The 23,903-nt window shown below is 67.6% G+C and carries 27 protein-coding genes; 12 read left to right on the forward strand and 15 right to left on the reverse strand.

Annotated elements, in window-relative coordinates:
* The first annotated feature begins 207 nt into the window (after window positions 1-207).
* Window positions 208-699 carry a carbonic anhydrase gene (locus ACJH6H_RS18580; RefSeq protein WP_061007219.1) on the forward strand — a complete coding sequence of 164 codons (492 nt, stop codon included), beginning with the start codon at window positions 208-210 and terminating at the stop codon, window positions 697-699.
* A 129-nt stretch (window positions 700-828) separates the two neighbouring features.
* Here ACJH6H_RS18580 and ACJH6H_RS18585 read toward each other — a convergent pair whose 3' ends face one another.
* Entirely contained in the window at window positions 829-1,737 is a 909-nt protein-coding gene (locus ACJH6H_RS18585) for a hypothetical protein (protein ID WP_061007220.1), read from the reverse strand.
* A gap of 98 nt (window positions 1,738-1,835) precedes the next feature.
* Between ACJH6H_RS18585 and ACJH6H_RS18590 the strand changes: the two genes are divergently transcribed.
* A complete protein-coding gene (locus ACJH6H_RS18590; RefSeq protein WP_406775550.1) occupies window positions 1,836-2,477 on the forward strand; it encodes a TetR/AcrR family transcriptional regulator in 642 nt (213 codons plus the stop codon).
* A gap of 226 nt (window positions 2,478-2,703) precedes the next feature.
* Window positions 2,704-3,366 (forward strand): DUF308 domain-containing protein, encoded by a 663-nt coding sequence (locus ACJH6H_RS18595; RefSeq protein WP_064859998.1) that lies wholly within the window; start codon window positions 2,704-2,706, stop codon window positions 3,364-3,366.
* On the opposite strand, the gene ACJH6H_RS18600 is transcribed toward ACJH6H_RS18595, so the two are convergent.
* The 4 genes from ACJH6H_RS18600 to ACJH6H_RS18615 all read right to left on the reverse strand — a co-directional run bounded on the left by ACJH6H_RS18600 (window position 3,355) and on the right by ACJH6H_RS18615 (window position 8,166).
* Entirely contained in the window at window positions 3,355-4,467 is a 1,113-nt protein-coding gene (locus ACJH6H_RS18600; protein ID WP_406775551.1) for a glutamate--cysteine ligase, read from the reverse strand. The two genes, ACJH6H_RS18595 and ACJH6H_RS18600, sit on opposite strands and share 12 nt — an antisense overlap.
* Before the next feature lie 47 nt (window positions 4,468-4,514).
* Window positions 4,515-5,864, reverse strand: a complete 1,350-nt coding sequence (gene eccB / locus ACJH6H_RS18605) for a type VII secretion protein EccB (protein WP_061007231.1) — start codon at window positions 5,862-5,864, stop codon at window positions 4,515-4,517.
* A 115-nt stretch (window positions 5,865-5,979) separates the two neighbouring features.
* Window positions 5,980-7,497, reverse strand: a complete 1,518-nt coding sequence (gene glpK, locus ACJH6H_RS18610; RefSeq protein WP_061007223.1) for a glycerol kinase GlpK — start codon at window positions 7,495-7,497, stop codon at window positions 5,980-5,982.
* A 114-nt stretch (window positions 7,498-7,611) separates the two neighbouring features.
* The gene (locus ACJH6H_RS18615) at window positions 7,612-8,166 is read right to left on the reverse strand and encodes a CGNR zinc finger domain-containing protein (RefSeq protein WP_020101471.1); all 555 of its coding nucleotides are present in this window, start codon (window positions 8,164-8,166) and stop codon (window positions 7,612-7,614) included.
* Window positions 8,167-8,286: 120 nt separating this feature from the next.
* Between ACJH6H_RS18615 and ACJH6H_RS18620 the strand changes: the two genes are divergently transcribed.
* From ACJH6H_RS18620 to ACJH6H_RS18640, 5 genes are all read left to right on the forward strand, one after another.
* Complete coding sequence (locus ACJH6H_RS18620) at window positions 8,287-9,264, forward strand: EamA family transporter (protein ID WP_406775557.1); 978 nt, start codon at window positions 8,287-8,289, stop codon at window positions 9,262-9,264.
* A gap of 15 nt (window positions 9,265-9,279) precedes the next feature.
* Window positions 9,280-9,948, forward strand: coding sequence for a cutinase family protein (locus tag ACJH6H_RS18625; RefSeq protein WP_406775552.1), 669 nt, complete (start codon window positions 9,280-9,282; stop codon window positions 9,946-9,948).
* A 110-nt stretch (window positions 9,949-10,058) separates the two neighbouring features.
* A complete protein-coding gene (locus tag ACJH6H_RS18630) occupies window positions 10,059-10,670 on the forward strand; it encodes a cutinase family protein (protein WP_406775558.1) in 612 nt (203 codons plus the stop codon).
* A gap of 114 nt (window positions 10,671-10,784) precedes the next feature.
* Window positions 10,785-11,390 (forward strand): cutinase family protein, encoded by a 606-nt coding sequence (locus tag ACJH6H_RS18635; RefSeq protein ID WP_406775559.1) that lies wholly within the window; start codon window positions 10,785-10,787, stop codon window positions 11,388-11,390.
* A 20-nt stretch (window positions 11,391-11,410) separates the two neighbouring features.
* Window positions 11,411-12,136 carry a cutinase family protein gene (locus ACJH6H_RS18640; RefSeq protein ID WP_036427226.1) on the forward strand — a complete coding sequence of 242 codons (726 nt, stop codon included), beginning with the start codon at window positions 11,411-11,413 and terminating at the stop codon, window positions 12,134-12,136.
* A 1-nt stretch (window position 12,137) separates the two neighbouring features.
* On the opposite strand, the gene truA is transcribed toward ACJH6H_RS18640, so the two are convergent.
* The 8 genes from truA to infA form a co-directional block, all read right to left on the reverse strand.
* The gene (truA, locus tag ACJH6H_RS18645) at window positions 12,138-13,034 is read right to left on the reverse strand and encodes a tRNA pseudouridine(38-40) synthase TruA (protein ID WP_406775553.1); all 897 of its coding nucleotides are present in this window, start codon (window positions 13,032-13,034) and stop codon (window positions 12,138-12,140) included.
* A complete protein-coding gene (rplQ, locus tag ACJH6H_RS18650) occupies window positions 13,018-13,569 on the reverse strand; it encodes a 50S ribosomal protein L17 (RefSeq protein WP_020101464.1) in 552 nt (183 codons plus the stop codon). The genes truA and rplQ overlap by 17 nt, the downstream gene beginning before the upstream one ends.
* Before the next feature lie 61 nt (window positions 13,570-13,630).
* Complete coding sequence (locus ACJH6H_RS18655; protein WP_406775554.1) at window positions 13,631-14,683, reverse strand: DNA-directed RNA polymerase subunit alpha; 1,053 nt, start codon at window positions 14,681-14,683, stop codon at window positions 13,631-13,633.
* Window positions 14,684-14,767: 84 nt separating this feature from the next.
* Window positions 14,768-15,373: a 30S ribosomal protein S4 gene (gene rpsD, locus ACJH6H_RS18660; RefSeq protein ID WP_060998918.1), complete on the reverse strand. Its 606-nt coding sequence runs from the start codon at window positions 15,371-15,373 to the stop codon at window positions 14,768-14,770.
* A gap of 14 nt (window positions 15,374-15,387) precedes the next feature.
* Window positions 15,388-15,804 (reverse strand): 30S ribosomal protein S11, encoded by a 417-nt coding sequence (rpsK, locus tag ACJH6H_RS18665; RefSeq protein WP_020101461.1) that lies wholly within the window; start codon window positions 15,802-15,804, stop codon window positions 15,388-15,390.
* A gap of 4 nt (window positions 15,805-15,808) precedes the next feature.
* The gene (rpsM, locus tag ACJH6H_RS18670; protein WP_060998921.1) at window positions 15,809-16,183 is read right to left on the reverse strand and encodes a 30S ribosomal protein S13; all 375 of its coding nucleotides are present in this window, start codon (window positions 16,181-16,183) and stop codon (window positions 15,809-15,811) included.
* Between the two features lie 155 nt (window positions 16,184-16,338).
* A complete protein-coding gene (gene rpmJ, locus ACJH6H_RS18675) occupies window positions 16,339-16,452 on the reverse strand; it encodes a 50S ribosomal protein L36 (protein WP_003879483.1) in 114 nt (37 codons plus the stop codon).
* Between the two features lie 48 nt (window positions 16,453-16,500).
* Window positions 16,501-16,722 carry a translation initiation factor IF-1 gene (gene infA / locus ACJH6H_RS18680; RefSeq protein ID WP_003886926.1) on the reverse strand — a complete coding sequence of 74 codons (222 nt, stop codon included), beginning with the start codon at window positions 16,720-16,722 and terminating at the stop codon, window positions 16,501-16,503.
* 265 nt (window positions 16,723-16,987) lie between these two features.
* Here infA and ACJH6H_RS18685 point away from each other — a divergent pair, with 265 nt between their 5' ends.
* Genes ACJH6H_RS18685 through ACJH6H_RS18700 form a run of 4 tightly spaced genes read left to right on the forward strand, consistent with a single transcriptional unit; the run spans window position 16,988 to window position 21,928 of the window.
* On the forward strand, window positions 16,988-18,688 hold the full coding sequence (locus ACJH6H_RS18685) for an FAD-dependent oxidoreductase (RefSeq protein ID WP_060998923.1): 1,701 nt from the start codon (window positions 16,988-16,990) through the stop codon (window positions 18,686-18,688).
* A 12-nt stretch (window positions 18,689-18,700) separates the two neighbouring features.
* Complete coding sequence (locus ACJH6H_RS18690) at window positions 18,701-20,176, forward strand: ATP-binding protein (RefSeq protein ID WP_060998925.1); 1,476 nt, start codon at window positions 18,701-18,703, stop codon at window positions 20,174-20,176.
* Between the two features lie 42 nt (window positions 20,177-20,218).
* Window positions 20,219-21,064 carry an LLM class F420-dependent oxidoreductase gene (locus ACJH6H_RS18695; RefSeq protein ID WP_406775560.1) on the forward strand — a complete coding sequence of 282 codons (846 nt, stop codon included), beginning with the start codon at window positions 20,219-20,221 and terminating at the stop codon, window positions 21,062-21,064.
* A 15-nt stretch (window positions 21,065-21,079) separates the two neighbouring features.
* Window positions 21,080-21,928 carry an LLM class F420-dependent oxidoreductase gene (locus ACJH6H_RS18700; RefSeq protein ID WP_060998928.1) on the forward strand — a complete coding sequence of 283 codons (849 nt, stop codon included), beginning with the start codon at window positions 21,080-21,082 and terminating at the stop codon, window positions 21,926-21,928.
* A gap of 8 nt (window positions 21,929-21,936) precedes the next feature.
* Here the strand turns inward: ACJH6H_RS18700 and ACJH6H_RS18705 are convergent, their stop codons facing one another.
* Both ACJH6H_RS18705 and ACJH6H_RS18710 read right to left on the reverse strand, forming a co-directional pair.
* Window positions 21,937-22,515, reverse strand: a complete 579-nt coding sequence (locus ACJH6H_RS18705) for a hypothetical protein (RefSeq protein WP_131808708.1) — start codon at window positions 22,513-22,515, stop codon at window positions 21,937-21,939.
* A 121-nt stretch (window positions 22,516-22,636) separates the two neighbouring features.
* Entirely contained in the window at window positions 22,637-23,833 is a 1,197-nt protein-coding gene (locus ACJH6H_RS18710) for an RNA polymerase sigma factor (protein WP_406775555.1), read from the reverse strand.
* Window positions 23,834-23,903 lie beyond the last annotated feature (70 nt).

Raw genomic sequence — 23,903 nt, forward strand, 5'->3', positions numbered from 1 at the left:
GATGCAACTAAAAGTTGTGCCGGTCTCGCGTCCAGGACACGCCTTCCCGCCGTCCAGCGAGAAGGGGCACCGTCCGCAAATGGCGCGGACCCCAAGAGTCCTAATCGTCAGGATCAGACTGATTTCCACCCTCCCACCCCGTCGGGACTGTCAATACGCTCAACTGCGAAGGCAAGCCGTCAGCAACGCGAACAGGAGAATCTGCGCGTGACCGTCACCGACGAATACCTCGCCAACAATCAGGCATACGCCGAGTCCTTCACCGGCCCGCTGCCTCTACCCCCGAGCAAGCACGTCGCGGTCGTCGCCTGCATGGACGCCCGACTGGACGTGTACCGCATCCTGGGAGTCAGAGAGGGTGAGGCGCACGTCATCCGCAACGCTGGCGGCGTCATCACCGACGACGAAATCCGTTCCCTGGCGATCAGCCAACGGCTACTGGGCACCAGAGAGATCATCCTGATTCATCACACGGACTGCGGCATGCTGACTTTCACCGATGACGACTTCAAGAAGGCCATACAGGACGAAACCGGCCTGAAACCCGCATGGGCCGCCGAAGCCTTTTCTGACATCGCTCAGGACGTGCGCCAGTCGCTGCGCCGCATCGAGGCCAACCCGTTCGTGACCAAACACGAATCGTTGCGGGGCTTCATCTTCGACGTGGCGACCGGCAAGCTCAACGAGGTGGCCGTCTGAAACGCGAAGGCGAACGCCACGAATCGTGGACTACGACATCATCGCCGCTTTCGATCGGGTCGGCGATACTCGGCGTGCGCTGGCCCGGCGGGCCGCTCGATCAGAAGGATAGGAATTCTCAAAATTCTGTCACTTTGCAATCGCTATGAAGACGTCGTCGAGGGCCCTCGGTCGGCCGGCCCGTCGAGCGGTCGCACGTGAGGCGTGGTTATGGCGGTCGATGGTGCCGATCAGCAGCTGGTCGGTATCCGTGGCAACGCAGTGAGCCCAGGCGCTTTGCGCTGAGGCCGCGTACCGGTGGCCTGCGTGAGCATCGCTGATGACTTCCTCGTTGATTTCCTCACCAGTGATCCACCCGATCGCGCCGGGCGCGACGGCGAGGACACCGATCGTTGTGTCCTGACGGCGCACGGCGCGGAGCTGATCGCTACGGTGCCAGTACCGCAGCTCATCTGGTGTTGCGATGGACAGGTTGTTGGCCAGAGTCGGGTCCGTGGCGGCCACAGCGGCATAGCGAGCTTCGACGAGCGCGATGGCGTCCTCGGGATCCTCGAAACGGTCGAGGACGACGCGGCCGTCGGCAGGGGGCATGTCCCGGTATCGGGCGAGGTGAATCGTCTCGTCGAGGATGACCCCTGGTCTACCGGTGAGGAGCCCGGGCGCGGTACGTAGGCGCAGGTAGCGTGGGCTGAAGACTGACCATTCGCCCAGTACGCAGTCGGCGAGGGCGTCGAGGTCGTCGAAGCTGTGGGCGAGGACGTCGACGAACGGGCGGGCGATGTTGCGTGAGTAGAACCGGATCCCGCCGAGCAGCTCGCCGAGAGTGGTGCGAACGTGGCGGTGGGCGTACTCCAGTGGCCCGATGCCCGGTAGCTGGACATGTGCGGCGAAGTCCTGGGCGAAGTCGACATCGTGGACCAGGCGGACCTGCTCAGCGAGCCAGTCGGCGACCTTCTGTTCGCCTACGGGTGAGCTGTACAGTTCGTTGGCCAGCGCGACCTGATCGTTCAACGACGGCCAATGAGCGAGTGCTTCCACTCGACACAGCATCCACACGCGCAATGGCGAAGCCAACAGATTTTCGGGGCAGCGGCGGCGCCGGTTAGGGCAATCCACCACCGTCATCCGCTTCAAGTTTGACTGCCTACCTACTAGAAGGTAGGCTGCGAATCGTGGCACAATCTCCATCGACGGCAGACGAAATCCTTGCTCATGCAAGACGTTTCATCATCGCTGGGGGATACAACGGATTCAGCTACGCCGATATCGCGAACGAAATCGGCATCCGCAAGCCGAGCATTCACCACCACTTCGCCACCAAGGCCGATCTGGTCTGCGCAGTGGTGAGCCGTTACCGACAGGAGGCCCTCTCCGGACTGGCCGAGATAGAACGCCACGTCGACGATCCCGTCGGCAGGCTCCGCAGCTATGTCGATTACTGGCGTACCTGCATCGCCGACGCGACGCATCCGTTTTGTGTCTGCGCCCTTCTGGCCGCCGAACTTCCTTCCCTCCCAGAACAAGTCGCCAACGAGGTGGCCGCTCACTTTCGCGCACTGTCGGCGTGGCTGACGTCGGTTCTCGAACGCGGCGCCGAGCAGAAACTGATTCGAATCGAGACAAGTCCCCGCGTCGACGCGGAGATGTTCATGGCCACGGTGCACGGCGCGATGCTGTCCGCCCGCGCCTACGGCGATGCCAAGCTGTTCGCTACCGTCACAACCCCTCTGGTCAACCGACTCGACGCTTCGGGCTCCGCACCGGCGGCAACTTCGTGACCACGGCGGCATTGCCGGCAACGAACAGGCCGCCGAAGCGCCATCAGCCGCCGGCAAGCAACGCGCCGCACCCCGCCGAAGCCGATTCGTCGCAGCTATCCATCCCCAACGCTCCACCGCGGATAATCTGAATCCCAAGATGCCCGCACCAAATCCGTTGCGGCACAGTTTGTCCAGTCCCCGTCAACGGCATCCGCCCCATTGGTGGATTGCCCCCGGTGTCGGGATGCTCGTCCGCACCCATCGAGAGGACACAATCATGTCGATTCAGCAAGCAAGCCTGTCGGAGCCCAACCGCGAGCAGTGGTTGAGGACCTATTACTTCGTTCGCGCAGCCGCCTCGTTCGCGTGGGTTGCCGGCGCGCTGACGCTCGCGCAGCACAGCCTTCCGCTGGCCTCGGGGTGGCTCATCCTCTATCCGCTGTGGGACGCCGCCGCGAATTTCTGGGATGCCGCGCGAAGCGGTGGACCGACGCAAAACCGGAGCCAGTTGATCAACGTTGCGGTCAGTCTGATCGTCACCGTCGTGGCTGCCTACGCCCTGTTCGCAGGTACGACGTGGGTACTCGCAGTCTTCGGCGCGTGGGCCACCCTTGCCGGGTTGCTGCAACTCATCACCGCCATTCGACGTTGGAAGGTCGGCGCGCAGTGGGCGATGGTCCTCAGCGGCGGCCAGTCGGCGCTTGTCGGGGGCCTGTTCATCACCCAGGCTCACACGCCGACCATCGAGTCGGTCAAGACCCTTGCCGGATACGCGGCGATGGGCGCGATCTACTTTCTCATTTCAGCGGTCTGGCTGACGGTGAAGGCCAAGCGCACCAAGGCAATAGGTGTCCCGCACGACGGGGACGCACGCACCGCGAAGCTCAGTCGACGGTCACGGGGCTAACGGATCGAACGTCGTTGTCGCCGTGGCCAATTCGGACATGACATCGCCGACATCTTTGCGGCGTCGCCAGGCCCGACGCTGCCGCATGGCCCCGTTGCCCTGCTCGGCGATGCGGGCCAACTCGTCGCGGGCCATGTCATAGTCACCCAGCGCTTCGAGGGCCGGGCGGAGGTTCTCGATGAATCCGGCGAGCAGAACCCGGGCCGGCGCCATCGAGCAGTCGCCCGCCAAGTCGATCGCCTCGCCGTCGAGCCCGTCATGCGCCGCCTTCCAGGGCGCGGCGCGCAGCGTCCAATCAGCAAGGCGTGGTATCGGTTTCCCACGTTCCTTCGCGTCCAGCGCCGTCATCACCGCGGCCCGGATGAGCGTGGCCAGTAACACGGTCTCGGCCACTGTTGCCGGCACATCGGCCACGCGCACCTCGACGGTCGGGAAATTGGCAGACGGCCGCACATCCCAATAGAGCATGCCGTCGTCGAGCACCGCACCGGCCCGCGTCAGGGTGTTGGTGACGGCGTCGTAGTCCTCGACCGAGTCGAAGTATGGTGGCGGTCCGGCGCTCGGCCAGCGGGTCCACAGCACGCCCCGGAAGCTGGCGTAACCGCTGTCGGTGTTGCGGTAGATCGCGGAGTTCGCGCTCAGCGCGAGGAGCAGGTGCAGATAGGGCCGAAGCCGGTTACTGACGTCGACAGCCGCCGCCCGACTGGGCACCTCGACGTGCACGTGACACCCGCAGATGCCCTGTTCATGAGCGATCATGCCGAACCGATCGGCGATGCGGGCATACCGCTCTTTGGTTGTCACCGGGAACGCGTGCGGCACCGTCGGCGGTAGCGCGACGGCCAGCAGCCGCGCCCGCTGCGCTTCCGCCGACTCGGTGGCGACGCGACGCAGCCGGGTCAGTTCCGCACGCAGATCGCCGCTAGTGGTCATCACCGCGGTGGTGGTCTCGACCTGGCACCTGGTCAACTCGAGCTGTAGGTCGACACCGCGCGCGGCCGCATATTCCGCGACCGCCTGGTTGCGCGGTAGGGGCGCACCGTCACGGTGATCGACGAGGAGAAACTCCTCCTCCACCCCGAAAGTCGGCACGTCGGTCATGGCACCCGGAATGCCCCCGAGGCCACCATGGCAAACCTGCCGCGTCGCTACGGCGACAGGCCGTCGCGCAGCACCTCGGCCGCCGCCACACTCAATTCGGGCCCGCCCGGCAACCGGGCCAGCAGCGGCCACGGTGCGGGCAGCGGCGCACCCTCCACCCCGAGATACTTCGCCGTCTCGGCATCGTGGATGCCGTACCGCACGCCACTGTCCGTCACCAGGTACAGCGGTCCGGTCACCGATCCACCGGTCACCCCGGTGGCGTGCACGTACGCATACCGGCCCGGCGGTAATGCCACGGCATCGATGTTCGGACCGTCGCCGTCCTCCTGCGCCAGCGCCACCGCGGCCGCATCCGGTTTCCCTTGCACGACAACGGTATCCGCACGATCGCCGTCGGCCCGCCACCGTGCGCAGACCGGGGCCTCGCTCGGCAGTGGCGGGCTCGCCTGGTCCGGAAACGTCGACACCGCAAGGTCATGGACAGCGGGAATGCCGGCGATGGCCGCCGGCGGCACGGTGCGAAGGTCACCGTCGGCCACTCCATGGGTGAACCGGATGACATCGGCCGCCACGTCGCCGACGCGCTGCAGACCGCCGCCGAGGACCACGTGATGTTCGGGAGCGTCGGCGCGGCTCACCCGCAGCACCTGCCCGACAACGAAGCCGCCCGGCCCCGTCCTGCCGAGCCCCGGAATCGACGGCGCGGTGATCGCGGGCAGCTCGGGCAGCAGGTCGAGAAATGATCGCGACACCGGCCGGGGCGTCACGCCGTCGAGCCGCAGCGCCCGGACCACCGCGAGGTCACGCAGGTCCACCGCGGCGCGCTTGCCGCCGTACAGCAGATACGTGGCGGCCAGGTGCTCACCCGCCGCCGTCGCCAAGATGGGCCGCGCACCGTCAGGTCCGATCGTGTCCGTACCGGCGATCATTACCGTCGTTCCGTTGTCACACACCTGCCACGACGTCGCCGCGAGCGGCCGGCCCAATTGTGCTGGTGCACCCGGGATTCCGACGAGCGGGCCGCGCGGTGCGCCCGCGATCGCCTCGGCGTCGACCGCTACCGGGTTGGCTGCGGAGTTGGCGACGAGCCGCGCGGACGCGAGATTCAGGGCGGGATGCCACGTCGACCCGATCCGGACGTACAGCGCGCCGGTATCCCGGACCATGACGATCGGCGCGTCCCCCAGCCGGCCCGCCGGTGAGGCGATCGCGATCACCGCGCATACTGCCACCGCCAGCAGTGCGGCGAGCCAGCCCGCCGCGTACGAAATCGATTGCGCGCGAATGGGTTCGTCGACCATCGCCGCGTCGCCACGCACCAGTGCGTGGATCAGCCGCCGCGTCTGAAAGCGCCGGCCGCTGGCCTCCAGTTGCGCGCCCTGCCCCCGAGCCATGTCCATCCCCCGGCTAGCAGCCTAACCGCGGGCAGACGCATGCCCCGACACCAATTCTCGCCAGGGATTTGTGCACGATTTTCCGCGCCAACCGCGGAAAATCGTGCACAAATCCCTAGGAGAGGTCGACCCAGTCGAGGGTGCGGCCGACGGCCTTCTGCCAGCCGGCGTACCCGGCGGAGCGCTGGCCGTCGTCCCACGACGGCGCCCAGCGCTTGTGCTCCTGCCAGTTGGCGCGCAGCTCGTCGGGGTTCGACCAGAAGCCGACCCCCAGCCCCGCGGCGTAGGCCGCGCCGAGCGCAGTGGTCTCGGCGACAACGGGTTTCACCACTTCGACGCCCAGCACGTCGGCCTGGATCTGCATGCACAGTTCGTTGGCGGTGATGCCGCCGTCGACCTTGAGTACCTCGAGGTGGACGCCGGAGTCCGCGGCCATGGCGTCGACGACGTCGCGGCTCTGGTAGCAGATGGCTTCGAGTGTGGCCCGGGCGATGTGGGCGTTGGTGTTGAACCGCGACAGGCCGACGATCGCGCCGCGCGCGTCCGAACGCCAGTACGGCGCAAAGAGTCCCGAGAACGCCGGCACGAAGTAGACGCCGCCGTTGTCCTCGACCTGGCGGGCGAGCGTCTCACTGTCGGAGGCCCCCGCGATGATGCCCAACTGGTCCCGCAGCCACTGCACGGCCGATCCGGTGACGGCGATCGAACCCTCAAGGGCGTAAACGGGTTTCGCGTCACCGAACCGATAGCACACCGTCGTCAGCAGCCCGTGCTCGGAGCGCACGATCTTCTCACCGGTGTTGAGCAGCAAGAAATTGCCTGTGCCATAGGTGTTCTTGGCCTCGCCCGCCGACAGACACACCTGCCCGACCATGGCGGCCTGCTGGTCGCCGAGGATGCCGGTGACGGGCACCGGCGCACCGAGCGGGCCGTCGGCCGCCGTCAGCCCGTAGGGCTCCGACACCGACGACGACGCGATGGTCGGCAGCATCTGGCGTGGAATCCCGAAGAACGACAACAGTTCGTCGTCCCAGTCGAGGGTCTCGAGGTTCATCAGCATGGTGCGGCTGGCGTTGGTGACGTCGGTGACGTGCACGCCGCCGCGCGTGCCGCCGGTCAGGTTCCACAGCACCCAGGTGTCGCACGTTCCGAAGATCGCGTCACCGCGTTCGGCGGCTTCCCGCACGCCGTCGACGTTCTCGAGGATCCACTGGATCTTGCCGCCGGAGAAGTAGGTCGCCGGCGGCAGGCCGGCCTTGCGGCGGATGACGTCGCCGTGGCCGTCGCGTTCCAGGGCCGAGGCGATGCGGTCGGTGCGGGTGTCCTGCCACACGATCGCGTGGTAGTACGGGCGCCCGGTGTGCTTGTTCCACACCATGGTCGTCTCACGCTGGTTGGTGATACCGAGCGCGACCAGATCGGACGCCGACAGCCGGGTCTTGTTCAGCGCGGTCTGCAGCACCGAGCCGGTGCGCTCCCAGATCTCGACGGGATTGTGCTCGACCCACCCGGCCCGCGGCAGGATCTGCTCGTGCTCGAGCTGGTGGCGTCCGACCTCGCGACCTGAGTGATCGAAGATCATCGCCCGGGTGCTGGTGGTGCCCTGGTCGATGGCCGCCACGAATTCGGCCAATGGCCCGTCCTTCCGCTCAAACGCTGCATCCGCTGTCGGACATCACGGTAGGAGACGCGGGCCTGTCACGCGATGCATTGCGGCAACCGGCGCGGGCGCGTCGGACGCCGAATGTCAGTTCTCGCGGGCGCGGCGTTCGCGGTACGCCGCGACGTGCTGGCGGTTCCCGCAGTTCCCGGTGTCGCAGAAGATGCGGGATCGGTTGCGCGACATGTCGATCAGCACCGCGGTGCAGTCCGACGCCGCACACGTCTTGAGCCGGCGCAGTTCACCGGCGCGGATCAGGTCGGCCAGGGCCATCGCCATCTCGGCGCCCATGCGCTGGGCGAGCGGGTCCTGGTCGGCCGCCAGGTGCAGGTGCCATTCCGGCATCTCGGGGTGTCGCGTCAGCCAGGGGTTGGCGCGGGTGTCACTGAGCAGGGCGTTGACCTGGCCGACCACCGCCTCCTCGTCGTCCGCCGCGGCCCACAGCAACCCGAGCCGTTCGCGCAGGGCCTGCACCGCGGCCAGCTCCGCGGTGTCCCGGTCGCGCCGGCCCGTCCAGCCGAAGTCGTTCAGATACCCGTCGAGGGCCGCCAGATCGGCCAGTTGGTCACCGTCGACCCGGTCGCTGTTGATCAACACACACGCCGCGCGCAGCGTGAGCTCCGTGTCATGACTGAAATTCATTTGACTCGTTACACCCGCCCTCCGTAGCGTCATGACCAATCCCAACTTCACTCATTACATCATCGGAGGTGGCCCGTGACTTTGTCGAACGGCACCGCGGCCGGCCACTTCCGGACCGGCATGATCTTCGCCGTCGCATCCGCCTTCACCTTCGGGATGGCGGGCGGCCTGGGCAAGTCCCTGATCGAAGCGGGCTGGAGCCCCACCGCCGCGGTGGTCGCCCGGCTGACCGGCGGCGCGCTCATCATGGCCGTGGTCGCGACGATCCTGCGCCGCGGCTGGGTACGCGAAGCGCTGAGCCACAAAGGGACGGTCGTCGCCTACGGCGCCATCCCGATCGCGGGCGCCCAGCTGTGCTACTTCAATGCCGTCACGTATCTGCCGGTCGGCGTGGCACTGCTGCTCGAGTACGCCGCGCCCCTGCTGGTGGTCGGCTGGGTGTGGGCCACGACCCGGCGCCGCCCCAGCACGCTCACGCTCGCCGGTGTGGCGATCGCCATCGCCGGCATCACGCTGGTGCTCGGCCTGGTCGGGCCCGGCAGCCACACCGGCGCCCAGATCAGCCTCGCCGGCATCGGCTGGGGCATGGGCGCCGCCGTCTGCGCCGCCTGCTACTTCGTCATGTCCGACAAGGCCAGCGCCGACGGCACCGGCCTGCACTCCATCACCCTGGCCACCGGCGGCCTGCTGGTCGGCGCCGCGACGGTGGCGCTGCTGGGCCTCTCCGGCGTCATGCCCCTCGCCTTCACCCGCCACGACACCACGCTGGCAGGCGTGACGACGTCCTGGCTGGTCCCCGTCATCGCCCTGGCCATCGTGCCGACCGCGCTGGCCTACACCTTCGGCATCATGGGCATCGCCCGCCTGCAGCCCCGGTTCGCCTCACTGGTCGGCCTGTCCGAGGTGATGTTCGCCGTCCTGGCGGCCTGGGCACTGCTGGGTGAGGCCATCACCGGCATCCAATTGCTGGGTGGCGCGGTGGTGCTGGCCGGCCTGGCGCTTGCCCGCCAGGGCGACCGCGGCGAAGCGACCTGGCATGACGATTGGCCCGACAGTCCGGAGGGTTTGCCAGCAGGTCAAACAATTGGCCGTAGCTGAGCCCCATATGTGAAGATGGCCCGCGTGACCTTGCTCAGCATGTCGGTCCGAGTGGCCGCAATCGCCGCCACCGTCATCTCCGGAACCGCGCTGCTGCCGTCGGCACCCGCCCAGGCGGACCCCTGCCCGAACATCGAGGTGATCTTCGCCCGCGGCACGCACGACGACCCCGGCATGGGCCGCGTGGGCTCGGTACTGGTCGACGCGCTGCAGCCTCTGGTCGGCAACCGCACCGTCACCGGCTACGCCGTCGAGTACCCGGCGTCCTATGACTTCCTCACCGCGCAGGACGGCGCGACGGACGCGCAGAACCGCATCGCGACCATGGCGCAGCAGTGCCCCAGCACCAAGATCGTGCTCGGTGGCTACTCGCAGGGCGCCGCGGTGGTCGACATGCTGGCCGGCGTTCCGCCGCTCGGTGACCGGATCGGCGATGTCGGCTCGGCACCTCCGCTGCCCACCGAACTCGCGAACCGGGTCGCGGCTGCCGCCGTATTCGGTAACCCGTCGGCCAAGTTCAGCCATCCGCTGGACTCCATCGGCCTGTTCTCGAACCGCTCGGTGGACCTGTGCCTGTGGGGCGACCCGATCTGCTCGCGTGGCCGAAACCCGTTCGCGCACTCGCGCTATGAGTCGTCCGAGTACATCGGGCAGGCCGCGCAGTTCATCGCATCCCGCGTCTGACCGGCGGCGGACCGGCTGTCGCGGGAGCACATCGGGAGTCGCGGTTAGGATTCGGTGTGATCATCAGTGCTCTGCGCCGGGCCTTCGCCGGCACCGCAACCACCGTCGTCATGGCCGGCATCACTGTGCTGACGCCACCGTCCCTGGGTGCCATCGGCACCGCCGCCGCGGCCAACTGCCCCGACATCGAGGTGACGTTCGCCCGCGGCACGTCCGAAGATCCGGGCCTGGGCCGCGTCGGCGGCGCGTTCGTCAACCAGCTGCGCAACAAGGTCGGCGGCCGCTCGGTGGGCGCCTACGCCGTCGTCTACCCGGCGTCATACGACTTCCTGGCCGCCGCTGACGGCGCCAACGACGCCAGCGCCCACATCCAGTGGATGGCCGAGAACTGCCCGAACACCCGGCAGGTGCTCGGCGGCTATTCGCAGGGCGCCGCGGTGATGGACGTCATCGGCGCCATCCCGGTTCCGGGCATCGGTTTCAACAACCCGCTGCCCCCGGAGGCCGCGGGCCACGTCGCGGCGATCGCGGTGTTCGGCAATCCGTCCGCCAAGTTGGGTCTGCCGTTGACGGCGAGCCCGGTGTGGGGCGGCAAGGTCATCGACCTGTGCAATGCGGGGGATCCGATCTGCCAGACCGACGGTCAGAGTGTGCCCGCGCACAAGACCTATGCCGGCGGCCCGACCAACGAAGCCGCCGGCTTCGTCGCCGGATTGTTGTAAGGCTGGCATCATTTCTCGACGAGACCGTCAATTCGTCGGGATACCATCGGATTTGTGATTGGCCGCCGGACGCTCTGTGTGCTGATCACCGCTCTGACTGTCGGCGCCGCCCCAATGTCGGTGCTACTGACGGACATTGGGGTGGCGAACGCAGCTGCCACGTGCGCTCCCGCAGAGGTCGTGTTCGCCCGCGGCAGGATGGAGCCGCCCGGCCCCGGACAGGTTGGCGCCGCCTTCGTCACCGCGCTGCGCCAGCTCCGCGGCCCGAATATCGGTCTGTACCCGGTGAATTACCCGGCGGACACCCAGGTCGACATCGCCGCCAACGACATGAGCCGGCGCGTGCAATGGCTCGCCCGCAACTGCCCATCGACCAAAATCGTGCTCGGCGGTTACTCATTGGGCGCCGCCGCCACCGATCTGGTTATCGCCGTGCCCATTTCGGCGTTCACCTTCAACAGTCCCCTGCCCCGTGACGCCGATCAGCACATCGCGGCCGTGGCGCTCTTCGGCAATGGCTCCAACTGGGCCCTGCCCATCTCCGCGCTGAGCCCGACGTACCAGAATCGGACCATCGACCTCTGCCATTCCGACGACCCGGTCTGTAATCCGAGCAGCCCCTACAAATGGCGTTCGGAATGGCAGGATCACCTCGCGCCGGGCTACATCAAGTCCGGCATGGTGAACCAGGCCGCGAAGTTCGTGGCTGCGCGTCTGTGATCCGCCGCTAGACTCCAGCCATGACCCCCCGCTCCGTCATGACGTCCGTCCGGTCTGCCGTCGCCCTGGCCGGCGCGGCAGCATCGGTTGCCACCGGGGTGGTGGCGGCGACGGTCGTAGCCCCCGCAGATGTCATCGGTGCCGCAGCGGCAGACCCGTGCCCGCAGGTCGAGGTGATCTTCGCGCGCGGCCGCAACGAGCGACCGGGCGTCGGCCGCGTGGGCGGCGCATTCGTCGACGCGCTGCGCGCCAAGACACCTCTGAATGTCGGGGTCTACGCGGTGAACTATCCCGCCAACGTCGAAATCGCCCAGGGCGCGAACGACATCAGCTCGCGTATTCAAGACATGGCAGCGCGGTGCCCCGACACCCGGCTGGTGATCGGCGGGTACTCGCTGGGCGCCGCATCGGCGGCCGTGGCATTGACCTCCGACAACCCGGGCTGGGGATTCAACAGGCCGCTGCCGCCGGGGATGGACTCCCATGTCGCCGCGGTGGCGCTGTTCGGCAACGTCACCCACCGGATGGGCGGCTCCAACATCAGCCCGATCTACCTGGATCGCACCATCGACCAGTGCAACGGCGCCGATCCCGTCTGCATGGACGGACTGCCGCAGACCATCGCTCAACTACAGGGCGACTGGCAGAACCACCTGCAGGATGGCTACATCGGGTCCGGCATGGTCAATCAGGCCGCCGACTTCGTCGCCGCCCGCCTGGCCCCGCCCCCACCGCCGGCACCGTGAGCTAATCGAGGGTACGCAGATCCCGGGTGACGGCGATCCGGGACGCCAGCTGATCGTCGGGCGGGTAGTCCACCGACACCAGCGTCAGGCCCCGCGCCGGGGCGGCGGCGTACTCGCTGGACCGGCTGTCGGCCGCCAAAAGGCCTGCGATCCAACCGGGTTCGCGACGGCCCTCCCCCACGGCGAGCAACGCGCCGACCAGCGACCGCACCATGTTCCAGCAGAAGGCGTCAGCCGTCACGTGGGCGGTGACCAGATCACCCGAGCGCTGCCAGTCCAGCCGCTGCAGATCCCGGATGGTCGTCGCGCCCTCACGAAAGCGGCAGAACGCGGCAAAATCCTGCAGCCCCAACAACTCCTGCGAAGCGGCCGTCATGGCGTCCAGATCGAGCGGCCGCGGCCACGGTGTGATGAACCGGGCCTGTTGCGGCTCAACGCCATACGGCGCCAACGACAACCGATATTCGTAGTGCCGCCGCAGCGCCGAGAACCGGGCGTCGAAACCCGGTGCGGCCCGGACGATCTGGCGCACCCGCACATCGGCGGGCAGGAACCGCGCGAGCCGGCGCACCAACGGCAGGAACTCGGGGTCCCCCGGCCGCAGCGTGCGCGGATAGGCGAAACTCAATGCGGCAGAAGGCACGTCGACGTGTGCGACCTGCCCGGTGGCATGCACGCCGGTATCGGTCCGCCCTGCGGTGACCAGGCGCACCGGCTCACGGAACACCGTCGACAACGTCTCTTCGATGACACCGGCGACCGTGCGCTGCCCGGCCTGCGGTGCCCAACCGGCGAATTCGGTGCCGTCGTACGAGATATCCAGCCGTAAACGAACGTGCCCGCCATCGGATTCGATGGCGGGCACGTCGTTCACAGCGTGATTAGGACTTGGCCTCATCCTCGGTCGCCTCAGCCTCGGCCTCAGCGGTCTGAGCGTCGGCGATGCCCTCGTCAGCAGCCTCGACCTCGGCAACCGGAGCCTCGACAGCGGCTTCCTCAGCGGGAGCCTCGGCTTCGGCAGCCTTCGCCTGAGCGGCGGCCGCGCGACGGGCGCGGTCGGCCTCGGAGACGACGGTCTTCTCCCGGACCAGCTCGATCACAGCCATGGGGGCGTTGTCGCCCTTGCGGTTCTCGACCTTGATGATGCGGGTGTAGCCGCCCTCGCGGTCCGCGAAATGCGGTGCGATCTCGGCGAACAGGGTGTGCACCACGTCCTTGTCGCGGATCTTCTTCATCACCTCGCGCCGGTTGTGCAGCGCGCCCTTCTTGGCGTGGGTGATGAGCTTCTCGGCGTACGGACGCAACGCCCGGGCCTTGGCATCAGTGGTCTTGATGCGGCCGTGCTCGAACAGCGAGGTGGCCAGGTTGGCCAGGATCGCCTTCTGGTGCGACGACGACCCGCCGAGGCGAGCACCCTTAGTGGGTTTGGGCATTGCTACTTCTCCTAATTGGGGCCGGCCCCCGTATCAGGTAGGGCCGGGACGGAATTTCTTATTACAGCTGTTCGGTTTCGGCGTAGTCCTGGTCGGCGTCCAGGTCGTAGCTGGCATCGCTGTTCCAGGTGCCGGTGGCCACGTCGTAGCCGGCGACCTGCGACGGGTCGAACGTGGCGGGGCTGTCCTTGAGCGACAGACCCAGCTGGTGCAGCTTGATCTTGACCTCGTCGATGGACTTCTGGCCGAAGTTACGGATGTCCAGCAGGTCCGCCTCGGTACGCGAGACCAGCTCGCCGACGGTGTGCACACCCTCGCGCTTGAGGCAGTTGTACGACCGCACGGTCAGCTCCAGGTCGTCGATCGGCAGCGCGAACGAGGCGATGTGGTCTGCCTCGGCCGGCGACGGGCCGATCTCGATGCCTTCGGCCTCGACGTTGAGCTCACGGGCCAGACCGAACAGCTCGACCAGCGTCTTGCCGGCCGAAGCCAGGGCGTCGCGCGGGGCGATCGAGTTCTTGGTCTCGACATCCAGGATCAGCTTGTCGAAGTCGGTGCGCTGCTCGACGCGGGTGGCCTCCACCTTGTAGGTGACCTTCAGCACCGGCGAGTAGATCGAGTCGACCGGGATACGGCCGATCTCGGCACCCGAAGCCTTGTTCTGCACGGCCGGGACGTAACCGCGGCCGCGCTCGACGACGAGCTCGACCTCCAGCTTGCCCTTGTCGTTCAGGGTGGCGATGTGCATGTCCGGGTTGTGGACCGTCACACCGGCCGGGGGCACGATGTCACCGGCGGTGACGGCACCCGGGCCCTGCTTACGCAGGTACATGGTGACCGGCTCGTCCTCTTCCGAGGAGACGACCAGGCCCTTGAGGTTCAGGATGATGTCGGTGACGTCTTCCTTGACCCCGGGGACGGTGGTGAACTCGTGCAGGACACCGTCGATGCGGATGCTGGTGACCGCTGCGCCCGGGATGGACGACAGCAGCGTGCGCCGCAGCGAGTTGCCGAGGGTGTAACCGAAGCCCGGCTCCAGCGGCTCGATGGTGAACCGCGACCGGTTCTCGGCCAGCACGTCCTCGGACAGGGTGGGTCGCTGAGAGATCAGCATTTTTCTATCTCCTTCTCGGCACCCGCTATTTGATGCCGGTTGGTTGGTGCCCGCCCGGGATTGGGCGGGCCACCAGGACTCGAATTACTTCGAGTAGAACTCGACGATCAGCTGCTCGGTGAGCGGCACGACGATCTGGGCGCGCTCGGGCAGCTGGTGCACGAGGATGCGCTGACGCTCGCCGACAACCTGCAGCCACGACGGCACCGGACGCTCGCCGGCGACCTCACGGGCGATCTGGAACGGCAGGGTGTTCAGCGACTTCGGCTTGATGTCGATGATGTCGTACTGCGACACCCGGTAGCTCGGGATGTTCACCTTGACACCGTTGACGGTGAAGTGACCGTGGCTGACCAGCTGACGGGCCATGCGGCGGGTACGGGCCAGACCGGCGCGGTACACGACGTTGTCCAGACGGCTTTCGAGGATCTGCAGCAGGTTCTCACCGGTCTTGCCAGCCTTGCGGTTGGCTTCCTCGTAGTACTTGCGGAACTGCTTCTCCATGACGCCGTAGGTGAAGCGAGCCTTCTGCTTCTCCTGCAGCTGGGTGCGGTATTCGCTCTCCTTGATCCGCGCGCGGCCGTGCTGGCCGGGCGGGTAGGGGCGCTTTTCGAACGACTGATCGTCACCGACGAGGTCGACGCCGAGACGGCGCGACTTGCGGGTGGCGGGTCCGGTATAACGAGCCATTTTTCAGATCCTCCCTAGACCCGGCGCCGCTTGGGCGGACGGCAGCCGTTGTGCGGCTGCGGCGTGACGTCGGAAATCGCGCCGACCTCGAGGCCGGCAGCCTGCAGCGAACGGATCGCGGTCTCGCGGCCCGAACCCGGACCCTTCACGAAAACGTCGACCTTCTTGACACCGTGCTCCTGCGCCTTGCGGGCAGCGTTCTCGGCGGCGAGCTGCGCGGCGAACGGGGTGCTCTTGCGCGAACCCTTGAAGCCGACGTGACCCGACGAGGCCCAGGCGATGACGTTGCCCTGGGGATCGGTGATCGAGACGATGGTGTTGTTGAACGTGCTCTTGATGTGAGCGGCGCCGTGCGGGACGTTCTTCTTTTCCCGGCGACGAGTGGGCTTGCCGCGCTTGGAAGCAGCGCCGGCTTTCTTGGTGGGTGCCATTTACTTACCTGGCCTTCTTCTTGCCGGCGATGGTGCGCTTCGGACCCTTGCGGGTACGCGCGTTGGTCTTGGTGCGCTGGCCACGCACGGGCAGGCCACGACGGTGGCGCAGGCCCTGGTAGCAACCGATCTCGATCTTGCGACGGATGTCGGCCTGCACCTCGCGGCGCAGGTCACCCTCGACCTTGAGGTTGCCTTCGATGTAGTCGCGCAGCTGGGTCACCTGGTCGTCGGTGAGGTCCTTGGTGCGCAGGTCCCGGTCGATGCCGGTGGCGGCCAGGATTTCCTGGCTGCGGGTACGGCCGATGCCGTAGATGTAGGTCAGCGCGATCTCCATGCGCTTGTCGCGCGGGAGATCAACGCCCATGAGGCGTGCCATCAGGCAGTGTTCCTTTTCGTTGCGGAGGTCTGATCCCAGTCCGTTCCCCGTCTTGGTCGGGGTCCGGCCTCCGTGCCGGACGTGGTTGAGGGCCGTCTGCCCTCAGTGGTACTGGGAGGTCTGCATTCAGTTTTGGGTGCTGCTTGAGCTGGTGTTTAGCCCTGCCGCTGCTTGTGCCGCGGGTCAGAGCAGATCACCATGACCCGGCCGTGGCGGCGGATCACCCTGCACTTGTCGCAGATCGGCTTGACGCTCGGGTTCACCTTCACGACTTAGCGATCCTTTTCTCGGTTCTGAATTGATGGTGCTCGGGCGAGTTACTTGTAGCGGTACACGATGCGGCCACGGGACAGGTCGTACGGAGAGAGCTCCACTACGACACGGTCCTCCGGCAGGATGCGGATGTAGTGCTGCCGCATCTTGCCGCTGATGTGGGCGAGCACCTTGTGACCGTTCTCCAGCTCAATGCGGAACATCGCATTGGGCAGGGGCTCGATCACGCGACCCTCGACCTCGATGGCGCCGTCTTTCTTGGCCATACTCTTTGGTAATCCTCTGGTTCTTCGGTTTCGTATCTCATACGCCCGTGCTTGGCGCAGAGCCCACCCCGGCTACAAGAACGTGGACTTAATGCCAGGAAATTCCGGGGAACTTCAGAACAGAGCACGCAAAGAGCCGGCGCAGAAGCTGCACCGTTGGTCCACGATACCCGCTCGGACCCCAGGGACCAAAATCCGCGGAGCACCCCGGCAGAGGCCAGGTAGGCGCATCGTCTTCGCAAGTCAGGGCGCATAATGAACAGCGATGACTGGACCCGCTTCCCCGGCTCGCAATCCGGTGATTCTCACCGTGGACGATGATCCCGCAGTGTCCCGGGCCGTCGCCCGCGACCTGCGCAAACACTACGGTGAGCGCTATCGGATCGTACGCGCCGAATCTGGACAGGACGCGCTGGTCGCGATCAACGAGCTGCAGCTACGGGGCGACACCGTGGCGATGTTCATCGCGGACTACCAGATGCCGGAGATGAACGGCATCGACTTCCTGGAACTGGCCATGGACGTGTTCCCGCTGGCCCGCCGCGTGCTGCTGACCGCGTACGCGGACACCCACGCCGCGATCAACGCCATCAACCTGGTCGACCTGGACCACTACCTGCTCAAGCCGTGGGACCCGCCCGAGGAGAAGCTGTACCCGATCATCGACGGCCTGCTGGAGGCCTGGCATGAGGTCGGCGACCGCGCCGTCCCCCACACCAAGGTGATCGGCCACCGGTGGAATCCCCGCTCGTGGGAGGTCCGCCAGTTCCTGGCCCGCAACCAGCACTACTACCGCGCGTACGCGTCGGACGAGCCCAAGGGCAAGCAGCTGCTGACCGCCGCCGGCCTGGACGGGCTGGAGCTGCCGGTGGTGACCTCCGAGCAGGGCGAGACGCTGGTCCAGCCGACGGACGCGCAGCTGGCCGGAATGCTCGGCCTGTCGACCACACCGTCGTTGGAGATGTACGACCTGGCCGTCATCGGCGGCGGACCGGCCGGCCTGGCGGCCGCGGTGTACGGCGCGTCCGAGGGGCTGCGCACGGTCCTGATCGAGCGCACCACCACCGGCGGGCAGGCGGGCCGCAGCTCGCGCATCGAGAACTATTTGGGCTTCGAGACCGGCATCTCGGGCGCCGAGCTGACGACCTCGGCGCGGCGGCAGGCCGAGCGCTTCGCCGCCGAGGTCATCACCACCCGTGAGGTCGTCGGGCTGGACGTCTCGTCGCTGGCCAGCAAGACGCTGACCTTCGACGACGGCCGGAGTATCACCGCGCGGTCGGTCATCCTGGCCACCGGCGTCGACTACCGGCATCTGCAGGTCGCCGGGTGCTGGGAGGACCCCGACAGCGTCGGCAACAGCTATGTCGGCAACGGCGTCTTCTACGGCGCCTCGGTGTCGCAGGCCTCCGAATGCGCGGGCGAGGACGTCTACATCGTCGGCGGCGCGAACTCCGCCGGCCAGGCCGCGATGTTCATGTCGCAGCAGGCCAAGTCGGTGACGCTGCTGGTACGCGGCAAGTCGCTCGAGGCGTCGATGTCCTACTACCTGATCCAGCAGATCGAGAACACCCCGAACATCAGCGTCCGGACCTGCACCGAGGTGGTCGACACCTGCGGCGAGGACGGGCACCTGACCGGGCTGTGGCTGGTCAACAACGCCACCGGCGAGCGCGAGCACGTCGAGTCGACGCGCCTGTGCTGTTTCATCGGCGCCACCCCGCGCACCCAGTGGCTGGAGAACGCCGGCATCGCCCGCGACGACCACGGCTTCATCCTCACCGGCCCGGATCTCAAGGACGTCTGCGGCTGGAACCTGGACCGGCCGCCGCACCACTTGGAAACAAGTGTGCCCGGTGTGTTTGTTGCAGGAGATGTCCGCGCTGAATCGGCCAAACGGGTCGCAGCCGCGGTTGGCGAAGGCTCGATGGCAGTGATGCTGGTGCACCGGTATCTGGCCGAGACGTAGGAGGAGACCGGTATGGGCGAAACGTGCGCGCGAAGTGAACTGAAAACGCTGTTCCTTTTCGAGGCGTTGACCGACGAGCAGCTGGACACGCTGTGCGCCAACGGTCACATCGCGACGTTCGAGCCCGGCCCCGTCTGCACCGAAGGCGAACCGGCCACCTGCTTCTACGTCATGCTCGACGGCGAGCTGGTGATGTCGATGAAGTCGGGCGGCATCGACATCGAGACCAACCGCACCTCGATGCGCGGCGTGTACTGCGGCGCCTGGTCCGCGTACATCCCCGACGAGCAGCCGGTCTACGAGGCGTCGGTGCGGGTGACCAAGCCGTCGCGGTTCTTCGTCCTGGACGCCAACGCCTACGCCGACTTCATGCGCAAGGAATTCCCGATGGCGGTGCACCTGCTGGAGGGCCACAAGGTCGGCGGCCGCCGCGGGCGGCAGATCGTCGGCCAGCGCGAGAAGCTCCTCGCGCTCGGCCAGCTCTCGGCGGGGCTGACCCACCAGCTCAACAACCCGGCTGCCGCGACCGCCCGCGCCGTCGCCGACCTGCACGACCGGATCGGCAAGATGCGCCACAAGCTCGCCATGCTGGCCGACGGCCAGGTCAGCCCGCAGTCGCTGCGGGTGCTGGTCGGCATCCAGGAGGGCATCGCCGAGCAGGTGGCCAAGGCCAGGACCCAGGAACTGTCGGCCATCGAGGCGTCCGACCGTGAAGACCAGATCGGCGAATGGCTGGAGGACCACGACATCGCGTCCGCGTGGGACTACGCCCCCACCTTCGTCGACGCCGGCCTGGATGTCGCTTGGCTGGAAGGCATTTCGTCATCCATCGGGAGCGCCGACTCGTCCGCGACGTTGCAGGGCGCGCTGGGCTGGCTGAAGTACACCATCGACACCGAGCTGCTGATGTGTGAGATTTCCGAAGCGAGCAAGCGGATTTCGACGCTGCTGGCCGGTGCCAAGCAGTACTCCCAGATGGACCGGGCCCCCTATCAGAACGCCAACGTGCACGACCTCCTGCGCAGCACGCTGATGATGTTCGGTGACCGCATCGGCAAGGACGGCACCACCTGCGTCAAGGTCGTCAAGGAGTACGACCCGGCGCTGCCCGAATTGCAGTGCTACCCAGCAGATCTGAACCAGGTGTGGACGAACATCATCGACAACGCACTGCAGGCCATGAAGGGCTGTGGAGTGCTGACGATCCGCACCAAGCGCGCCGGCGACGACACCGTCCGGATCGAGATCAACGACAACGGCCCGGGCATTCCGCCCGACGTCATCGAGCGCATCTTCACCCCGTTCTTCACGACCAAGCCGTTCGGCGAGGGCACCGGCCTGGGGCTCGATCTGGCGTGGCGCATCATCTGCGAGAAGCACCACGGCAACATCTACGTCGAATCCAAGCCGGGCGACACCACGTTCATCGTCACGCTGCCCGTGCACGCACCCGCGCCAGAAGAAATTCTGGCTGGGACAACGGGATAGTTCGAATCACCGCGCGCCGAACGGAATAGCCGCCCGCGCCCCATAGTTGCCGCAAAGGTGACCAAACCAGACCTTGGGCGCTACGGCGTATTCGGGCGCGGCGCGACGCCGCAACAGGCAGCAGAAATCGAAGCGCTGGGCTACGGCGCGATCTGGGTCGGGGGATCCCCGCCCGCGGAATTGGACTGGGTCGAGCCACTGCTCGGCGCGACGGAGCGGCTGAAGGTCGCGACCGGCATCGTCAACATCTGGACGGCGGCAGCGGGACCGGTGGCCGAGTCGTTCCACCGCATCAACTCCGCCTATCCGGGCCGCTTCCTGCTGGGCATCGGCGTCGGTCACCGCGAGGCCATCGCCGAATACAAGAAGCCGCTCGACGCACTCACCGAATACCTCGACAAGCTCGACGAGTACGGCGTGCCGAAGGAGCACCGCGTCGTGGCCGCACTCGGCCCGCAGGTGCTCAAGCTCTCGGCCCGGCGCAGCGCCGGCGCCCACCCCTACCTGACCACGCCGGAGCACACCGCCCAAGCGCGTGAGTTGATCGGGCCGGACGCGTTCCTGGCGCCCGAGCACAAGGCGATCCTGACGACCGACGCGGACAAGGCGCGCGCGGTCGGGCGCCAGGCCCTGGAGATTTACCTCAATCTGAACAATTACCTCAACAGCTGGAAGCGGTTGGGATTCAATGACTCTGACGTCGCCAAGCCTGGCAGTGACGAGCTCGTCGATGCCGTGGTGGCGTACGGCACCGTCGACGCGATCGCCGCCCGGCTCAAGCAGCACCTCGACGCCGGCGCCGACCACGTACCGGTTCAGGTGCTGACGTCGCCCGAGAAACTGGTACCCGCACTGACCGAACTCGCCGGCCCGCTGGGCCTGCGGTAACTGGAAGGATCGCGCATGAGCAAGCTGGATCTGGGCCGCGTCGGGGTGTGGACGTTCGGCGCCCCTACGCCCGAGCAGGCCGCCGAGATCGAGAAGTTGGGGTACGGCGCGGTGTGGCCGGGCGGCTCCCCCGCCGGCGACCTGGCGTTCGTCGAGCCGATCCTGGCCGCGACGGAGAAATTGCAGGTGGCCACCGGCATCGTCAACGTGTGGACGGCCCCGGCCGGGCAGGTCGCCGAGTCGTACCACCGGATCGAGGCGGCCTACCCGGGACGGTTCGTGCTGGGCGTCGGCATCGGCCACCCCGAGCACACCAAGGAGTACCGCAAGCCCTACGACGTCCTCGTCGAGTACCTGGACGAGCTGGACGCCGCGGGCGTTCCGGTCGCGCGCCGGGTGGTCGCGGCCCTCGGCCCGAAGGTGTTGCGGCTGGCGGCCGACCGCAGCGCCGGTGCGCACCCGTACCTCACCACCCCTGAGCACACGGCAGAAGCGCGCCAGCTCATCGGGCCGGACGCGTTCCTGGCACCCGAGCACAAGGTCGTGCTGACCGACGGATCGGCCGAGGCCACCGCGGAGGCACGGGCCATCGGCCGGCAGACCGTCGACTTCTACCTGAATCTCAGTAACTACCTGAACAATTGGCGCCGGCTCGGCTTCTCCGAAGACGACATCGCCAAGCCGGGCAGCGACGCGTTGATCGACGCGGTGGTCGCGCACGGAACACCCGATGCCATCGCCGCACGGCTCACCGAGCATCTCGACGCCGGCGCCGATCACGTGACCGTCCAGGTGCTGGGCGGCTGGGACAAGCTGGTGCCGACGCTGACGGCGCTGGCGGGTCCGCTCGGCTTACGCGGATAGCCTGGCGCTCAGCGCTTTTGGCCTTGACCGTCCTGCTGGTCGTGGTGCTGCCAGATGCGGCGCAGCCAGTCCCAGTGCGGCCGGCGCTGCGTCGGCTTCGGGGCCTCGGCGATGGGCGGCGCGGCAACCGGCTGCGGCGGCACGACGGCCTTCGGCGGGACGACGACGGGCGCGCTCACCACGCCGGCCACCGGCGCCGGTGCCGGACCTGCCACATGATTGGCGGTCGCCATCGGGGCCGCGGCCGGCGCGACGTACGGAGTCGACCGCGTGTGGTCGACGACGGCCAGCGGAGTCGACGGCTCATCGCTGCCGCCGAGGAGGATCGCGCCGAGCGCGGCAGCGACGGTGACCCCGCCGAACACCACCGCGACGAGCGCGCCCCGTGTGCTTTTCGGTGACCGCGTCGACGCGAGCGGTGCGGCGGGAATCAGGTTCGGCGCCAAAGGTTCTTCGGCGTCTCCCGACTCGGCCAGCGACCAGGCCAGCGCCGCGAACGGCATCGTCGGGAGCCCGTGGAGGCTTCCACTGGCCGGGTCGGATGAGTACTCCAGGTTCGGCAGTGTGGCGGTCATGGCAGTGGACATGGCGTGCTCCTGTGTCGTTCTCGCGGTCCCGGATGGGCGGCTCTCACAGGTAGGAGTCGCGCGGCACCCACGACGGGACAACTTTTGGCGGGCTTTGCTTCTCGGCTCGACATCGGCCGGGCTAGTAGATGATTGGTCCCTGCGTCGTCGTCACCGGTGCCGGTTCGATCGGCCCCACGGGGCCAGGTGGCAGCGGGCGCGGCGGCTTGTGCGTCGTCGTCGGCGGCGGGGTGGGCGACGGCGACGGCTCGGTGATCACGGGCGGCTGTTTGCTCGGCGGCGACGGTTCTTCACTGACGACGGGCGGCCGCGGACGTCGCGGCGGTGGCACCGGCCGTGTTGACGGCGGCGGCGTCACGACCGGCGCGGCCGGCGGCAGCGGCACCGGCGACTGCTGCGGCGGCGGGACCGCCCGTGGCGGAAGGACCGTCGTCGGCTCGATAGGCGCGGTGACGACGGCGGTCGGGCTGGGCGGAGGTGCGACGGTCGTGGTCACCGGGTTCTCCGGCGTCGTGCTCGGTGGCGGGGTGACGGAGGTGGTGACGCCTTTCGGGGCGACCGGGGCGTTGGTTTCGTACCGCCAGGCGATGGTCAGCGCCAGCATGATCAGTGGAATGCCGATCAGCAGCGACATCGTCAGCATCACGCGGCCATTCGGCTGCCTGGTGGCCGGTTCCGCGGCGAGCCCGTCGGCCGCGGCGAACTGCTCGGTCGGCGCATCCGGCAGCGCACTCTGTGCCGCGGTGGGTGCGCTGTCCAGATCGGCGGACGCCGAGGTCAGCTGAATCCGATTCAGTGTGCGGTCGCGCAGCCAGGTCGGCGCGGGGATGAACAGCGGCGTGCCGCCGAGCAGCGCGACCGGGTTGACCATCCGGCGACGGTCCTGATCGCACGTCGGGCAACTTTCGATGTGACGGGCGATCCGCTTGCGCATCAGGATGGTGAAAGTCCCGTCCCACCCGGCGAGGATCGCGCCCAACTCCGCACAGCTGTTACCACTCTGTCCGCGTCGGGCGACCAACAGCGCGCCCAGCGAGCGTTCCATGGTGTCGCGCAACCGCTGCATGATCTTCTTGGCGCTGGCGGTACTGACGCCGAGGGCCTCGGCAAGTTCAGGCCCCTCCAGTCCGTGGCGGTAGCCCAGCTCCAGCACCGCGCGGTCGCGGTCGGACAACCCGCCGGCCGCTTCGGCGACCAGTTTGGCCAGTTCGTTGCGGGCTGCCAGCGTGTCGGGCCCGGCGTCCCCGGACGCCTCGTCGGGCAGTTCGTCTGACGGTTCTTCGCGGCGCCGCTGCCGGATCCGGCGCAGCGCGAGCAATGATCAGAACCTGTGGATGAGCCTCGGCGAGGCGGCGTAGGAAAGGGCGCACCTTCCCGAGGATGATCTG

It is taken from the genome of Mycobacterium sp. SMC-21 (assembly GCF_045310825.1).
Taxonomy (GTDB): domain Bacteria; phylum Actinomycetota; class Actinomycetes; order Mycobacteriales; family Mycobacteriaceae; genus Mycobacterium.

Bases quoted from the DNA above. Each gene is read 5' to 3' on its own strand.
- ACJH6H_RS18690 (WP_060998925.1), top strand. From the start codon at position 18,701: ATGGGCGAAACGTGCGCGCGAAGTGAACTGAAAACGCTGTTCCTTTTC.
- rplQ (WP_020101464.1), bottom strand. From the start codon at position 13,569: ATGCCCAAACCCACTAAGGGTGCTCGCCTCGGCGGGTCGTCGTCGCAC.
- ACJH6H_RS18640 (WP_036427226.1), top strand. From the start codon at position 11,411: ATGACCCCCCGCTCCGTCATGACGTCCGTCCGGTCTGCCGTCGCCCTG.
- ACJH6H_RS18700 (WP_060998928.1), top strand. From the start codon at position 21,080: ATGAGCAAGCTGGATCTGGGCCGCGTCGGGGTGTGGACGTTCGGCGCC.
- ACJH6H_RS18620 (WP_406775557.1), top strand. From the start codon at position 8,287: ATGATCTTCGCCGTCGCATCCGCCTTCACCTTCGGGATGGCGGGCGGC.
- ACJH6H_RS18615 (WP_020101471.1), bottom strand. From the start codon at position 8,166: ATGAATTTCAGTCATGACACGGAGCTCACGCTGCGCGCGGCGTGTGTG.
- ACJH6H_RS18625 (WP_406775552.1), top strand. From the start codon at position 9,280: ATGGCCCGCGTGACCTTGCTCAGCATGTCGGTCCGAGTGGCCGCAATC.
- rpsD (WP_060998918.1), bottom strand. From the start codon at position 15,373: ATGGCTCGTTATACCGGACCCGCCACCCGCAAGTCGCGCCGTCTCGGC.
- ACJH6H_RS18595 (WP_064859998.1), top strand. From the start codon at position 2,704: ATGCTCGTCCGCACCCATCGAGAGGACACAATCATGTCGATTCAGCAA.
- ACJH6H_RS18705 (WP_131808708.1), bottom strand. From the start codon at position 22,515: ATGTCCACTGCCATGACCGCCACACTGCCGAACCTGGAGTACTCATCC.
- eccB (WP_061007231.1), bottom strand. From the start codon at position 5,864: ATGGCTCGGGGGCAGGGCGCGCAACTGGAGGCCAGCGGCCGGCGCTTT.
- ACJH6H_RS18655 (WP_406775554.1), bottom strand. From the start codon at position 14,683: ATGCTGATCTCTCAGCGACCCACCCTGTCCGAGGACGTGCTGGCCGAG.
- truA (WP_406775553.1), bottom strand. From the start codon at position 13,034: ATGAGGCCAAGTCCTAATCACGCTGTGAACGACGTGCCCGCCATCGAA.
- rpsK (WP_020101461.1), bottom strand. From the start codon at position 15,804: ATGGCACCCACCAAGAAAGCCGGCGCTGCTTCCAAGCGCGGCAAGCCC.
- ACJH6H_RS18600 (WP_406775551.1), bottom strand. From the start codon at position 4,467: ATGACCGACGTGCCGACTTTCGGGGTGGAGGAGGAGTTTCTCCTCGTC.
- ACJH6H_RS18685 (WP_060998923.1), top strand. From the start codon at position 16,988: ATGACTGGACCCGCTTCCCCGGCTCGCAATCCGGTGATTCTCACCGTG.
- infA (WP_003886926.1), bottom strand. From the start codon at position 16,722: ATGGCCAAGAAAGACGGCGCCATCGAGGTCGAGGGTCGCGTGATCGAG.
- ACJH6H_RS18635 (WP_406775559.1), top strand. From the start codon at position 10,785: ATGTCGGTGCTACTGACGGACATTGGGGTGGCGAACGCAGCTGCCACG.
- rpsM (WP_060998921.1), bottom strand. From the start codon at position 16,183: ATGGCACGCCTCATGGGCGTTGATCTCCCGCGCGACAAGCGCATGGAG.
- ACJH6H_RS18630 (WP_406775558.1), top strand. From the start codon at position 10,059: ATGGCCGGCATCACTGTGCTGACGCCACCGTCCCTGGGTGCCATCGGC.